Annotated in this window: 12 protein-coding genes; 4 read left to right on the plus strand and 8 right to left on the minus strand. The window is 63.9% G+C overall.

Annotation, left to right across the window (positions count from 1 at the left end; genetic code table 11):
• The first annotated feature begins 55 nt into the window (after positions 1-55).
• Together nosP and QYE47_RS07115 are read left to right on the plus strand one after the other, a co-directional pair.
• Positions 56-1,219, plus strand: a complete 1,164-nt coding sequence (gene nosP, locus QYE47_RS07110) for a nitric oxide-sensing protein NosP (protein ID WP_014591394.1) — start codon at positions 56-58, stop codon at positions 1,217-1,219.
• The gene (locus QYE47_RS07115; RefSeq protein ID WP_070383826.1) at positions 1,188-3,086 is read left to right on the plus strand and encodes a NahK/ErcS family hybrid sensor histidine kinase/response regulator; all 1,899 of its coding nucleotides are present in this window, start codon (positions 1,188-1,190) and stop codon (positions 3,084-3,086) included. The genes nosP and QYE47_RS07115 overlap by 32 nt, the downstream gene beginning before the upstream one ends.
• A 45-nt stretch (positions 3,087-3,131) precedes the next feature.
• On the opposite strand, the gene QYE47_RS07120 is transcribed toward QYE47_RS07115, so the two are convergent.
• From QYE47_RS07120 to QYE47_RS07145, 6 genes are all read right to left on the minus strand, one after another.
• On the minus strand, positions 3,132-3,797 hold the full coding sequence (locus QYE47_RS07120; protein WP_003254108.1) for a response regulator transcription factor: 666 nt from the start codon (positions 3,795-3,797) through the stop codon (positions 3,132-3,134).
• A gap of 54 nt (positions 3,798-3,851) precedes the next feature.
• Positions 3,852-4,412, minus strand: coding sequence for a PQQ-dependent catabolism-associated CXXCW motif protein (locus QYE47_RS07125; RefSeq protein ID WP_070383827.1), 561 nt, complete (start codon positions 4,410-4,412; stop codon positions 3,852-3,854).
• 274 nt (positions 4,413-4,686) lie between these two features.
• Entirely contained in the window at positions 4,687-5,478 is a 792-nt protein-coding gene (locus QYE47_RS07130; protein ID WP_010953586.1) for an ABC transporter permease, read from the minus strand.
• Positions 5,475-6,215: an ABC transporter ATP-binding protein gene (locus QYE47_RS07135; protein ID WP_014591391.1), complete on the minus strand. Its 741-nt coding sequence runs from the start codon at positions 6,213-6,215 to the stop codon at positions 5,475-5,477. The genes QYE47_RS07130 and QYE47_RS07135 overlap by 4 nt, the downstream gene beginning before the upstream one ends.
• Positions 6,212-7,201 (minus strand): YVTN family beta-propeller repeat protein, encoded by a 990-nt coding sequence (locus QYE47_RS07140; protein WP_019436706.1) that lies wholly within the window; start codon positions 7,199-7,201, stop codon positions 6,212-6,214. Before QYE47_RS07140 ends, QYE47_RS07135 begins: the two co-directional genes overlap by 4 nt.
• A gap of 30 nt (positions 7,202-7,231) precedes the next feature.
• Positions 7,232-8,425: an ABC transporter substrate-binding protein gene (locus QYE47_RS07145; RefSeq protein ID WP_070383828.1), complete on the minus strand. Its 1,194-nt coding sequence runs from the start codon at positions 8,423-8,425 to the stop codon at positions 7,232-7,234.
• 150 nt (positions 8,426-8,575) lie between these two features.
• On the opposite strand from QYE47_RS07145, the gene QYE47_RS07150 reads away from it, so the two are divergent.
• Both QYE47_RS07150 and QYE47_RS07155 read left to right on the plus strand, forming a co-directional pair.
• A complete protein-coding gene (locus QYE47_RS07150; protein WP_070383829.1) occupies positions 8,576-9,850 on the plus strand; it encodes a histidine kinase in 1,275 nt (424 codons plus the stop codon).
• Positions 9,850-10,488 (plus strand): response regulator transcription factor, encoded by a 639-nt coding sequence (locus QYE47_RS07155; RefSeq protein ID WP_003254098.1) that lies wholly within the window; start codon positions 9,850-9,852, stop codon positions 10,486-10,488. The genes QYE47_RS07150 and QYE47_RS07155 overlap by 1 nt, the downstream gene beginning before the upstream one ends.
• Positions 10,489-10,842: 354 nt before the next feature.
• Here the strand turns inward: QYE47_RS07155 and QYE47_RS07160 are convergent, their stop codons facing one another.
• Positions 10,843-11,502 (minus strand): pentapeptide repeat-containing protein, encoded by a 660-nt coding sequence (locus tag QYE47_RS07160; RefSeq protein WP_070383830.1) that lies wholly within the window; start codon positions 11,500-11,502, stop codon positions 10,843-10,845.
• Positions 11,503-11,568: 66 nt separating this feature from the next.
• Complete coding sequence (exaA, locus tag QYE47_RS07165) at positions 11,569-13,464, minus strand: quinoprotein ethanol dehydrogenase (protein WP_014591386.1); 1,896 nt, start codon at positions 13,462-13,464, stop codon at positions 11,569-11,571.
• Positions 13,465-13,546: the final 82 nt, after the last annotated feature.

Here is a 13,546-nt window from a genome sequence, read left to right on the forward strand (position 1 = left end):
ACCCGCCACCCGCTCCTTAAACTGATCACTCAGCCACCCCGTGCCGGAGACCACGATGCAGCAGGCTCATAACGACGGTGTGGTCAGTGCCATGTCTCAGGCTACCGACGCACGGCTGGCCGCTCAGGACCTGGCGCGGCAGTTGCTGCACCCGCACCTGGGTTTCGTGCTGTTCTTCTGCTCCGCCGAATACGACTTGCAGGCTTTGGGCGAAGCATTGGAACAGGACTTTGGCGGCATACGCCTGGTCGGCTGCACCAGCGCCGGTGAAATCACCCCGCTGGGCTACGGCCGCAATTGCGTGACGGCGGTGGGCTTCGATCACCGGCACTTTTCGATCGCCACCGCGTTGATCGATGAGATGGAGCGCTTCAGCCTGATCGACGCGCAGCAGATGGTCGAGCGGCTGGTCGGCACCTGCCGCAGCAATACCCTGGCGCCAATCAAGGGCCACAGCTTTGCACTCACGCTGCTCGATGGCTTGTCCAGCCGCGAGGAGATGGTGCTTGCCGCACTCAGCGCAGCCCTGGGGGATATCCCGCACTTCGGCGGCTCGGCCGGTGACGACAATTACCTGAACCGCACCCATGTGTATTACGGCGGTGCATTCCACAACGGCGCCGCCGTGGTGGTGCTGGTCAACACCTGGCTCGACTTCGAAGTGTTCACCACGCATCACATCCTGCCGCGCCAGGAAAAGCTGGTGGTAACCGGTGCCGACAGCGCCCAGCGCCGGGTTTTCGAACTGAATGCCGAGCCGGCGGCCGAGGAATATGCCCGCCACATCGGTGTACCCGTGGCTGCGCTCGATCACCGGGTGTTCGCCGCCCACCCGCTGGCTGTGCGCATTCATGATCAGTACTACGTGCGGGCGATCCAGCAAATGCATCCTGACCTCAGCTTGAGCTTCTACTGCGCGGTGGAGAACGGCATCGTGCTCACGGCCATGACCCCGGGCCCGCTGTTGCCGAACCTGCACCAGCTGTTCGATGGCCTGCACCAGCGTCTCGGACCATTGCTGCTGACCATCGGTTGTGATTGTTTCCTGCGGCGGCTGGAACTGGAGGCCCATCACGGCCTGGAGCCGGTCGGCGCGTTCCTGCGCGAGCAACGGGTGATCGGCTTCAACACCTACGGAGAACAGTTCAATGGCATGCACATCAACCAGACCTTCACCGGGGTCGCCATTGCCCGCAACCGGCCTCCTGTCGGTCGCTGAACTGCAGGCCGAGCTGACCCGGCTGCAGCACCAGAACCACAAGCTGCAGCGCATCAATGACGCACTGATCGAGCGCATCGAGTCGGGCGTGACCCGGGGCAACGATCCATACGCCGCGTTCCAGCATTCGGTGGTGCTGGCCGAGCAGGTGCGCGAACGCACCGATGCGCTGAACCAGGCCATGGCCGAGCTCAAGGCCGTCAACCGCCTGCTCAGCGAGGCCCGGCAGCGGGCCGAGACGGCCCACCAGCACCAGATTCGTCTGATTACCGACAACGTCCCGGCACTGATCGCTTACCTGAACGCCGATCTGGTCTACGAATTCACCAACAAGGTTTACGAAGAGTGGTATTGCTGGCCGCATGGTGTGATGCTGGGCCAGAGCCTGCGCGAGGCCCACAGCGAGCAGCACTACCAGCGCCTTGAAGGCTATGTGGCGCGGGCACTGGCGGGGGAGAGCGTGACGTTCGAGTTCGCCGAGACCAATATCAACGGCCAGGAACGCTACATGCTGCGTTCCTACGTGCCGAACCGCCTGGCCAGTGGCGAAGTGGTGGGTATCTTCGTGTTGATCCGCGACATCACCGAGCGCCGTAACACCGCACAGGCGTTGCACCAGGCGTATCAGCACCTGGAGCAACGGGTGCGCGAGCGCACTGCCGAACTGACCAGTCTCAACGACCAGTTGTTGCGCGAAATCGAAGAGCGCAGCCAGGCCGAGTCGCGTCTGCGCGAGGCCAAGCGCGAGGCCGAGCAGGCCAACCTGTCGAAAACCAAGTTCCTGGCTGCGGTCAGCCATGACCTGCTGCAACCGCTGAACGCGGCGCGGCTGTTCACCAGTGCGTTGCTCGAGCGCGACGAGCCGCAAAACGCTGCTCACCTGGTGCGAAATGTCAGCAATTCGCTGGAGGATGTGGAAAACCTGTTGGGCACCCTGGTGGATATTTCCAAGCTCGATGCCGGGGTGATCAAGGCCGATGTCGCCCCGTTTGCCCTCCACGAACTGATGGACAACCTGGCTGCCGAATACGCCCAGGTGGCGCGTAGCGAAGGGTTAGAGCTGCATTTTGTGGGGTGTTCAGCCGTCGTGCGCAGTGACATCCAGCTGCTGGCACGCATCCTGCGCAACCTGCTCAGCAATGCCATCCGCTACACCCGCAGCGGGCGCGTGGTGCTGGGGTGCCGGCGCCAGCGCGGTGGCGTGCGGATTGAAGTATGGGACAGCGGCATCGGCATTGCCGAAGAACACCTGGAAGACATGTTCCTGGAGTTCAAGCGGGGTGATGTGCAGCGCCCGGACCAGGACCGTGGGCTGGGCCTGGGCCTGGCAATCGTGGAGAAGATCGCCGGCATCCTCGGCCACCGGATCCGCGTGCGTTCATGGCTGGGCAAAGGCTCGGTGTTCGCTGTCGAGGTGCCGCTGAGCGCCACTGCACCCAAGGCCCAGCCGAGCCAGGTGATCTGCGAGCCGATGCTCGAACGCCTGCGTGGGGCGCGGGTGTGGGTGCTGGATAACGATGCGGCGATTTGCGCGGGCATGCGCACCTTGCTGGAAGGTTGGGGCTGCCGGGTGGTCACTGCGCTGTCGGAGGAAGACCTGGCGCGCCAGGTGGACAACTACCACGCCGAGGCCGACCTGCTGATTGCCGACTACCACCTGGACAACGACTGCAATGGTGTCGACGCCGTAGCGCGGATCAATGCCCGCCGTGCCCAGCCGCTACCGGCGCTGATGATCACTGCCAACTACAGCAATGATCTCAAGCAGCAGATCCGCGAGCTGGGTCACACATTGATGCACAAGCCCGTACGGCCGATGAAGCTCAAGACGGCGATGAGCCATCTACTGGCCAGTGGCGTGGCATAGCGGTTGGCCGCTTCGCGGGTTGACCCGCGAAGCGGCCGGAACAGGTCAACGGCGCAGATAATCAGCAAAATCGATATCGCCGGCACTGAGGATGGCTTGTACCCGGTTGTGCACATTGAGCTTGCGCAAGATCGCCGAAACGTGGGCCTTGACGGTGGTTTCGGCGATGTCCAGCGTGTAGGCGATCTGCTTGTTCGATTCGCCTTTGGTCATGCGCTCGAGCACCAGCAGTTGCTTGCGGGTCAGGGCCTGGAGCATTTCCGGCGGGAAGCTCGGAGCATCGTTATGGCGCCGGCTGGTACTGCTTTTCTGCGCGCGGATGATGTCTGGTGGCAGGTAGACATTGCCATTGAGGATCTGCTCGATCGCTTCGATCATCTGTGAGCGTGGCGACGACTTGGTGATGAAACCCACGGCACCGTAGGTAATGGCCTGCAGCACGATCTGTTTTTCCTGCTCGGCCGAAACGATGACCACCGGCGTGGTCGGCGCCTCGTTGCGCAGGGTGATCAAGCCATTGAGGCCGTGCATGCCGGGCATGTTCAGGTCGAGCAGGATCAGGTCGAGGTCGTCATGCGCCTGGGTCAGGGCCAGGGCGCTTTCAAGGTCGGCGGTCTCCATGACCTCGCTGCCCTGGAAGCCATCGCTGATGACGTTGTGGATGGCTTCGCGAAACAGGGGGTGATCGTCGGCAATCAGAATTTTGTACATGGCCTTTTCACCTTGTTTTTATTGGATGGAGCGGGGCACGCATACGCAGGCACTTCAGGGGAACGGCACCGGTTGTGCCGGCTGCAATGGCAGGTTGGCTTGCTGCCAGGCATCCAGGCCGTCGCGGTACCAATACAGGTTGTTATAGCCCAAGGCTTTCGCGCGTTTTACCGCGTTCCAGCTTAACCAGCAATCGGAGCGGCAGTAAAAGACCAGTGGTTGGTCCGGGTGCCCGGCCGTGGCTTTTTGCAGGTTACGCACGAAGTAGTCCTGCCATGCCGGGTTCAGTTCGCCGTCGCCGGTGTTGGCCAGCCACAGGCTGCCGGGGAGGTTGCTGTGCGGTTCGTCTTCGATGAAGCGACCTTGCAGCCATTGACGGCGATAGACGTCGATCAGCACCGGCCGGGGCGTCTGGCCCAGCAGGCCTTGCAAAGTGGCGGTGTCGACGACCTGGCCGCCTTCGACCTGTTGCGGGGTCGGGCTGCGATAGTGCGTGGTGCGATAGCCGTCGGCGGAGAACAGCGGCGCCGTGTCAGCCTGGGCGATACCTAGCGTCAGGCTCAGCGAAAGTACCGCCATCAAAGGGCGTGGCAGCCGGGGCAGGGCACGTGGCATGGCGGTTTTTCCTTTTTGTTATGGACTCATTACATGCCAGTGGCGGTGCTTTGTGAATGCGACGATAGACAGTAAATGCAGTACTAAAGTAGTAGATGGCCGGGCGCCTGAAGGCATGGAGACGCCCTAGGTGTGGGAGCGGCCTTGTGTCGCGAAAGGGCTGCGCAGCAGCCCCGGCAATGTGTGCGGTGCAGCTGAAATCTAGGGGCCGCTTTGCGGCCCAATCGCGACACAAGGCCGCTCCCACACACTATCCGCGTTGCACGCCAGGTTTTCAGCGCGGCTTGCGCAGCGCTGCATGCTGGGGGTTGAAGGTGAGGATCGCCAGCAGGGTGAACAATGCGGTCAACCCCAGGCACACCGCCAGCGCCAGCAGGTTCAACCGCTCATAAAGTGCAAACCGCACCAGCTCTACGGCATGGGTGAACGGGTTCACAGCACACAGCCAGTACAACCACTGGCTGGCCTCGCGCATTTTCCACAACGGGTACAGCGCCGACGACAGGAAGAACAGCGGGAAGATCACGAAGTTCATCACCCCGGCAAAGTTCTCCAGCTGGCGGATGGCGTTCGACAGCAATAGCCCCAGGGCACTGAGCATGAAGGCCACCAGCAGCAACGCTGGCAGCGCCATCAGCAAGCCTGCAGCCGGTGGCTGTACCCCGTATAACCAGGCGATGGCGAGGAAGGCATAGACTTGCAGCAGGGAAATCAGCGAAGTTGCCAGCAGTTTGCTGCCTAGCAGGAACGGGCGTGGCAGCGGGCTGGTCAGCAACACGCGCATGCTGCCCATCTCGCGGTCGTAGACCATCGACAGCGAGCCCTGCATGCCGTTGAACAGCAGAATCATGCAGGCCAGGCCGGGGATGATGTACACCTCGTAGGGGATGTAAGTGTCGTAGGGCTCGATGATGGCAATGCCCAGCGCTGCGCGAAAGCCGGCAGCGAACACCAGCAACCACAGCAGCGGGCGCACCAGCGCGCTGAGCAGGCGTGTACGCTGCAGCACGAAGCGCAGCCATTCGCGCAGCATGATGCCGTTGAAACATTGCCAGTAAGCGTTCATCGGGCGTTGGCTCCTGAGGGGGCGTTGGTCAAGCGGGCAAAGGCGTTATCGAGGTCGCCGCCGTGCTCAAGGCTCAGCGCATCGGCCGTGCCACTGGCCACCAGGCGCCCCTGATGCAGAATCAACAGGTCATCGCTGGGCTGCACTTCGTCCAGCAGGTGAGTGGCCCACAGCACACTGAGCTGCTGCTCGCGGCACAACCGGCGCAGGTGCTGGTTAAGCGCCAGGCGGCTGGCCGGATCGAGGCCGACGCTGGCTTCGTCCAGCAGCAGCAGGCGCGGTTCATGCAGCAGCGCGCGGGCAATTTCCACCCGCCGCCGATGGCCGATGTTCAGCTCACGCACACGATCGCGCCGGCGTTCGCCAAGGCCTTGGCGGGCCAGTTCGGCTTCGACCCGCAGGTTGCTCTGGCGCCGCGACAGGCCATGCAAGGCGGCGTGGTAGCGCAGGTTCTGCTCAACGCTCAGGTCCAGGTCCAGGGTGCTTTGCTGAAACACCACACCCAGCTGGCGCAAGGCCGGGCGTGCAGCGTTGCGTAGCGAGCAGCCGCACACGCGGATGTCGCCATGCTGCAGGTCGTACAGGCGCGTGAGCAGGGCGATCAAGGTCGACTTGCCGGCACCATTGGGGCCCAGCAATGCGGCGAAGCGCCCGGGTGCCAGGCTGAAACCGACCTGCCGGAGTGCCTCGCGCTGGCCATAGGCAAAGCTCACGTCACTGACGTCGAGGGCATTCATGGTGTCACCACCACGCCCCAGGGGTAGCGCCCGACCTTCACCGACTTGAGCACTTTGAGCTGCTTCGCATCGATGACCGAAACGTCACCGCTGACACCGTTGGTGGCCAGCAACTGGCTCTGATCCGGGGTGAATGCCAGCTGCCAGACCCGCCGCCCGACCAGCAGGTAGTCGAGCACATCAAAGGTCTTGGCATCGATCACCGCCACGTGGTTGGCCGGGCCCAAGGCGACGAAGGCGTACTTGCCATCGGCGGTGAGCTTGATGCCCACTGGCTGGACTTTGTCCGGGTGCACGCCCTTGATCTGGAAATTCAGGGTTTTCAGCACCTGGCGCGTGGCCACGTCAAGTATGGTCACCGTGCCGCCGATTTCTGCCGAGGCCCACAGGCGCGAACCGTCTTTGCTGAACTCGACGAAGCGCGGGCGCTGGTCGACCAGCGTGCTGTCGGCCAGGGTCTGGGTGCTGGTGTCGATCCAGTGCAGCATGTTGGTGGTTTCGCTGGTGTTGACCGCCCACTTGCCGTCGGGGCTGACCGCCATGCCTTCGGGTTCGATGCCGACTTCGATCTGCCCGAGCACCTTGTCGGTGACGGTGTCGATCACCGTCACCAGCGCATCGTCCTCGTTGGACACATACAGCCAGCGGTCGTTGGGGTGCAGGGCGAACTGCTCGGGGTCCTTGCCGGAAGGCAGCTCCTTGATGATCTTGCGGGTGGCCACGTCCATCACCTGCACCCGGTCCGAATCGCTGGCGCAGATGTACAGCAGCTTGTTGTCGTGTGACAGCAGCAAGCCACGCGGGCGCTGGCCCACCGGCAGGGTTTCGGTGACTTCCAGCGTTTGCAGGTCGATCAGGCTGAGGCTGTTGTCCTTCTCGTTGGAGACCCAGGCGGTGGCAGCCATGGCGTGACTGCTGGCCAGCGCCAGGGCGCCCGACAGCAGGCTGGGGTAAAGCAGGGCCCGGTGGAAGAGGGGGCGGCGCATGGCGGATTCCTTATTGTTGTGGTTGTCGGGTCAGGGGTAGCTACACGTCACTTCGGGCTTGTCATAGCCCAGGCTGTCCATTTCGTTGAAGGGATGCAGGAAGCCCTCCTGCGGCGAGGTGCTGACCAGGGCGCGGGGCTGAACCAACGGGATCGGCTGGCGCAGTTCGCCGTTCCACGGGCGGTAACTGAGCTTGCGCCCCTTGAAGCCGTCCAGCGGCAACTGCTCGCTGAGCAGCAGTTGCTGCAGCGCGCGAGGTTCGGCCAGGCGCAGCTTGCTGGCTGCACTGGCGACACTGCGCACAGCCATCCAGGCGGCGAAGTCACGGTCATTCATCCAGCGCCCGGCCTGGGCCTCGAAGCGTTTTTGCAACTGCGCCGCCCCAAAGGTTTCCACCGTCTTGTGCCAGCCCGTGGGGGTCAGGCCCTGGGTCCCGGCCACCGGGCGTGGATACCACGTCTGGTAGGGCAGGTACTCCCCGAAGTCACCGCGCTCGTCTGCCACCAGCACCACGTCGTACTCGGCAGTCTGGGTGAACAGCGGCATGTCGGCCTGGGCGCTGCGGCGCTGGTCGTTGTCGAAGGTCCAGGTTTTTTCCGCGACCAGTTGCACGCCAAAGCGCTTCATAGACCGGCGTAGGGCAGCGGCGTAAGCCTGGTCGTCCGGGGTCTGGCCGACCACCAGCAATGCCCGTTGCCATTTGCGCAGCACCAGGAACTGCGCCAAGGCGTCGGCCAGCATGGCCCGGCTCGGCAGGCTGTGCAGGACATTGCCCAGGCACTGGCTGCTGCGCAGGCTGTCGTCGGGGCTGCCGGCGTTGAACAACAGGCTGTCGGGCAGGGCGGCAGACAGCGCACGCAGGCTGGCGGCCGGGGCATTAACCACGAACAGGCGCAGGCCTTGTTCATGCTGGGCCCTGGCGGCTTGCAGCAGGGCCTCGGGGCTGTCGACATTGGCGCTGGTCAGCTGAAACTGCTGCTTCAGGAAGCGCCCGGTGCTGTTGCTGTCGACAATGGCCAGTTCGGCACCTTGGAACCCGGCATCGCCGGGTTCGGGGATGACATTGGACAGCAGCGGGCCAGCGGCGGGGCGATAGCCCAGGTAGCCGATGTGTATCTGCAGCTGGGCTGCGGCCTGGCCCTGAGCGGCGGGCGCCAGGGGCGTAGCCAGCGTTGCGGCCAAGGCCAGCAGGCAGGTCAAGGCAAGGTGGGCAGGCTGGCGCATAACACACTCCACGGCAGATGGCGCCAGCATAGGAAGCCCGCCGGGAGGGGGGAATATGCAGAAAGTAGCGCTCGGCCGGTACCAAGGTAGTAATTCAGTGCGGGGGCCGCAGTTTTACGATGGTCCACAACGGCCTGAGGAGAACCGCTTGTGCGCCTTGTCAACTTGTCGGCCCTGTGGCGAGTCAACCTCTGGGTCACGTTGTGCTTCGTCTTGGTGACGCTGGCTTGTGCCGGGGTGCTGTTGCATCAGGCGGTGGCCGACGTCGAACGTGAGTTGCAGTCAGCCGAAGCCGTGGTGGCATACCTGGGCGACACCGCCGAACGCGACCCGGCAAACCTGCAGCCCGGCTTGACCAAGAGCCTGCGCCATGTGCGGGTGCATTGGCTGGCAGCGGGTGAGGTGCCAAGGCTGCCGCAAGAGGCCGGTATCGATGCCTGGCTCGGCCGCCAGTTGTTCGGCGAGCGCTACCACAGCAGCCGGCTGCTGGACTTGAGTGATGGCCGCCGCGTGTTGATTGCCGTGGATGCGCGGGATGAAATCGATGAAGTCTGGGACTCCCTGCAACAACTGCTTGGCGTTTGTGGCCTGGCGTTGTTGCTGAGCTTGTTGACCATCCGCTGGGCGGTACGGCGGGCCATGGGCCTGCTGGATGAGCTGCTGGGGGCCTTGCACCAGGTCTCAGGCGGGCAATTGACGGCACGCCTGCGCGAGGCCGGCCTGCCGGAAGTGCGCCAGTTGGCCAAACACTTCAACCGCATGGCTGCAACCCTGGAGCAGGCCCAGGCCGACAATGCCCAGCTGACCCAGGCCCTGCTGGCGGTGCAGGAGCAGGAGCGTACCCAGCTGGCGCAGACCCTGCACGATGATCTGGGGCAATACCTGGCAGGCATGCGTGCCCAGCTATGCCTGCTGCGTATGGTGGCCGAGGAGCCAGAAGTGGTGACCCAGACGGTGCAGGCCCTTGAACTCAACTGCGAGCGCCTGCAGCAAGGTTTTCGCGCGCTGGTGCACAACCTGTATCCGGTGGCGCTGCACTACATGCCGCTGGCCGAGGCCTTCGGACTGTTGGTGAGCCAGTGGCAGGCCACCCAGGGCATCGAATGCCGGTTGCGGGTTGGCGAGCACTTGCCGGCGCTGACTGGGCCGAGCAGAACGCATTTGTACCGCTTGCTGCAGGAGGCGTTGACCAACGTCGCCCGGCATGCCGGTGCCAGCCAGGTGCGGGTGCGCCTGCAGCGCAGTCCCAAGGGCTTGCGCCTGTTCATTCGCGACAACGGCTGCGGCGCCCACCAGCCCCAGCGCCCAGGGGTAGGCCTGCACTCGATGGCCGAGCGCGCCCGCAGCCTTGGAGGGGAGTTACGCATTTTCAGCCGCCCGGGCGGTGGCTGGGCGCTGGCCCTTAACATTCCCGAGGAGGTGTGATGAATATCGTGTTGGTCGATGACCACGCCGTGGTGCGCCAGGGCTACGCCAGCTTGCTGCGGGCGGTGCTGCCATTGGTGCAGGTGCGTGAGGCCGCCAGTGGTGAAGAGGCGCTGGCCAGGGTACAGGAGCAGGTGCCCAACCTGGTGATCATGGATTTTGGCCTGCCTGGTATCAGTGGCCTGGAAACCACTCGCCGCCTGCGCCAGCGCCTGCCGCAGTTGCGGGTGCTGTTTTTCAGCATGCACGACGAGCTGCCGCTGGTGCGCCAGGCGCTGGATGCGGGGGCTTCGGGCTACCTGACCAAGAACTCGGCGCCCGAGGTGCTGATCGAGGCGGTGCAGCGGGTGTTGGCTGGGCATGCCTACATCGAGCAGCCCCTGGCCACCCAGCTGGCTTGCCTGTCACAGCAAAGTACCAGTGACCCGCGGTTGCAGCGCATGACCCAGCGCGAACTGGAGATATTCACGATGCTGGCCAAGGGAACCCCGGCGCGGGTGATTGCCGAGCAGTTGTGTATCAGTGCCAAGACCGTGTCCAACCACCTGACCTTGCTCAAGAGCAAGTTGCAGGTCAGCTCGCATGCCGAGCTTGTGCATTTGGGGATTGATCTGGGGGTGGTGCGGGTGGCGGGGTGAGGTATTTCATTGCACCTGTTGGGGCTGCGTCGCAGCCCACCGAGCACAACGTAATGAGTCCACCCCCGACATGTGTCCACCACCGATCTGTGTGTAGGAGCGGGTTTACCCGCGAATACGGTGGCGGCAGCCACAGTGAACGGCGGGTGGAAATTGGCCAGCAGGGCCGGCCCTTTCGCGGGTGAAGCCGCGCCTACGACGGAATGTGTTCAACCACCGATGCGTGTCCACCACCGATCTGAGTGTAGGAGCGGGTTTACCCGCGAATACGGTGGCGGCTGCGACGGTGAACGGCGGGTGGAAATTGGCCAGCAGGCCCGGACCTTCGCGGGTGAACCCGCGCCTACAGACCTCTCATTTGTCCCAGGTTTCAGGGCACCCCTTGCACCCCTCCATGTTGGCCTCCTGAAAATTCCCGTAATGCTGCCGCGCCCCGCGCAAATCGGCGCGTGCCAGGTTGCTCTGGCCAAACTTGGCCTCCTGCAGGTTGGCATCCCCCAGGTTGGCCTCTTGCAGGTCAGCCTTGCTCAACCAGGCCATCTCCAGGTCCGCCGCCTGCAAGTTGGCCTGCTGCAGCTTTGCCCCGGACAGCCTGGCGAACTGCAGGTAGGCTGCGCGCAGGTCCGCCTTTTCAAACTGTGCGCCCTGGGCGAACAAGCCCCAGCCTTGAATGGCCACCAGCCTGCTGTTGCTCAGGTCAGCCAGGCGCAGATTGCTCTGTTGCAGGCTGGCGCGGGTCAGGTTGGCACCTTGCAGGCGGGCTTTTTCCAGATTTGCCAGGTCCAGCTGAGCATGACGCAGGTCGGCATCGCGCAGGTCGGCACCGGCCAGGTTCATCTTGCGCAGGTCCTGGTTGGCCAGGTTGGCGCCGCGCAGGTTGACGCCCGGGCACTGGCTGGCTTCGGCAATCACGCAGCCGTTGATGATCAAGGGGGTATCGGTGCCGGCGTCGTCGGCGTTCACTGCCAGGGCAGGGGATAGCGCCAGCAGCAAGGTCAAGGGCAGGTAATTCATGGCAAAAGCCTCTGGGCAGGAGAAGGGCAGAAACGGGGAGGGGCGAAGGCCGCTCCCCGCTGCAGGTCAACGCTGTGCAGTCTTGTTGTCCCAGCTCGGGATCTTGAACACCCAGAACGAACCACCCTGGGCCACCGGTTTGGTCAGCTCGGCCATGTCGCCGCCCCACAGCGGTACCGCACCGCCGTAGCCCACGGTCACGCCGATGTACTGCTCGCCGTCCTGTTCCCAGGTGATGGGCGGCGAGACGATGCCGCTGCCGGTCTGGAACTTCCACAGCTCTTTGCCCGTCTTGGCGTCGAAGGCCTTGAAGAAGCCGTCGCCGGTGCCGGTGAATACCAGGTTGCCCTTGGTCGCCAACACACCGGCCCATAACGGCAGGTGTTCCTTGTGCTCCCAGACCAGCTTGCCGGTGGTCGGGTCCATGGCGCGCAACGTGCCGACATGGTCGTCGTACATGCGCTTGATCCGGAAGCCCATGCCCAGGTAAGCCGAGCCCTTCTTGTAGTTCACTTCCTCGGTCCAGTATTCCTCTTTCCACTGGTTGCCGGGGATGTAGAACAGCCCGGTGTCCTGGCTGTAGGCCATGGGGTTCCAGTTCTTGCCGCCCAGGAACGGTGGCGAGACTTCCACCGGCTTGCCCTTGGTTTCACCCGGCAGCGGCTTGGCCGGGCGTTGGCCGGGGTTTTCCACCGGGCGGCCGGTCTTCAGGTCGATATGGCTGGCCCAGGTGATGTTGTCGACGAAGGGGAAGGCGTTCTGCAGTTTGCCGTTGTTGCGGTCGACCACATAGAAGAAGCCGTTGCGGTCGGCGTGCGCGGTGGCCTTGACCACGTTGCCGTTCTTGTCCTTGTAGTCGAACAGCACCAGCTCGTTGTTGCCGGAGAAGTCCCAGGCATCGTTGGGGGTGTGCTGGTAGAACCATTTGACCTCGCCGGTGCTCGGGTCGACGCCGACCTGGCCGGAGGTGTACAGGCTGTCGAAGTCATGCGGGTTGCCGTCTTTCGACGTGCGCGCCCAGGTATTCCAAGGGCCGGGATTGCCGGCGCCGACAATGATGGTGTTGGTTTCGGGGTCGAAACTGGCGCTTTGCCAAGGGGCGCCGCCGCCGTGGCTCCAGGCTTCGACCTTGCCGGTTTCGGTGGTCGGGTCGTCTGGCCAGGACGGCGCCTTGACGTCGCCGGTCGGGGTGCTGTCCTTGCCGTTCAGGCGGCCCATGTGGCCCTCGACGAAGGGCCGCATCCACACCTCTTCGCCGGTGTCCGGGTCGCGCGCGAACAGCTGGCCGACCACGCCGAACTCATCGCCGGAGCTGCCGTGGATCAACAGCACCTTGCCGCTGGTCTTGTCCTTGATCAGCACTGGCGCACCGGTCATGGTGTAGCCGGCGCTGTGGTCGCCGAACTTCTTGTTCCACACCACTTTGCCGGTGCGCTTGTCGAGGGCGATGACACGCGCGTCGAGGGTGCCGAAGTAGATCTTGTCACCGTAGATCGCCGCCCCGCGGTTGACCACGTCGCAGCAGGGACGAATGTTGTCGGGCAGGCGGTGGTTGTAGGTCCACAGGCGTTTGCCGGTCTTGGCATCAAGGGCGAATACCCGCGAGTACGAGCCGGTGACGTAGACCACGCCATCGCTGACGATGGCCTGGGATTCCTGGCCGCGCTGCTTCTCGTCGCCGAAGGAGTAGGACCAGGCCGGGGTCAGCTTGAACACGTTCTTGTCATTGACCTGGGCCAGCGGGCTCCAGCGCTGGGCATTGGTGCCCATGCCGTACTGCAGCACGTCCCGGGTGGTCAGGTGGTCATTGGCGATGTCTTCCCAGGTGACGTTCTTGCCGGCAGGTGCAGCGGGTGTGCTGGCCGCTGTTGCCACATTGCCCAGGGCCAGGCTACCGGCCATCAGCAGGACGCGCACGCTCAGGGCCAGAGGGGAAAGGGCGGGTAGCGATCTTATTGTCATGGTTGCAGTTCCCAGTGGAGGTTTTGGCCAGCACAGGGTGGGGCGCAGCGGCTGTCGCGGGATACGGAAAAAGTCCCGCCCT

Origin of the sequence: Pseudomonas sp. 2,4-D, assembly GCF_030418155.1 — a bacterium.
Taxonomy (GTDB): domain Bacteria; phylum Pseudomonadota; class Gammaproteobacteria; order Pseudomonadales; family Pseudomonadaceae; genus Aquipseudomonas; species Aquipseudomonas alloputida.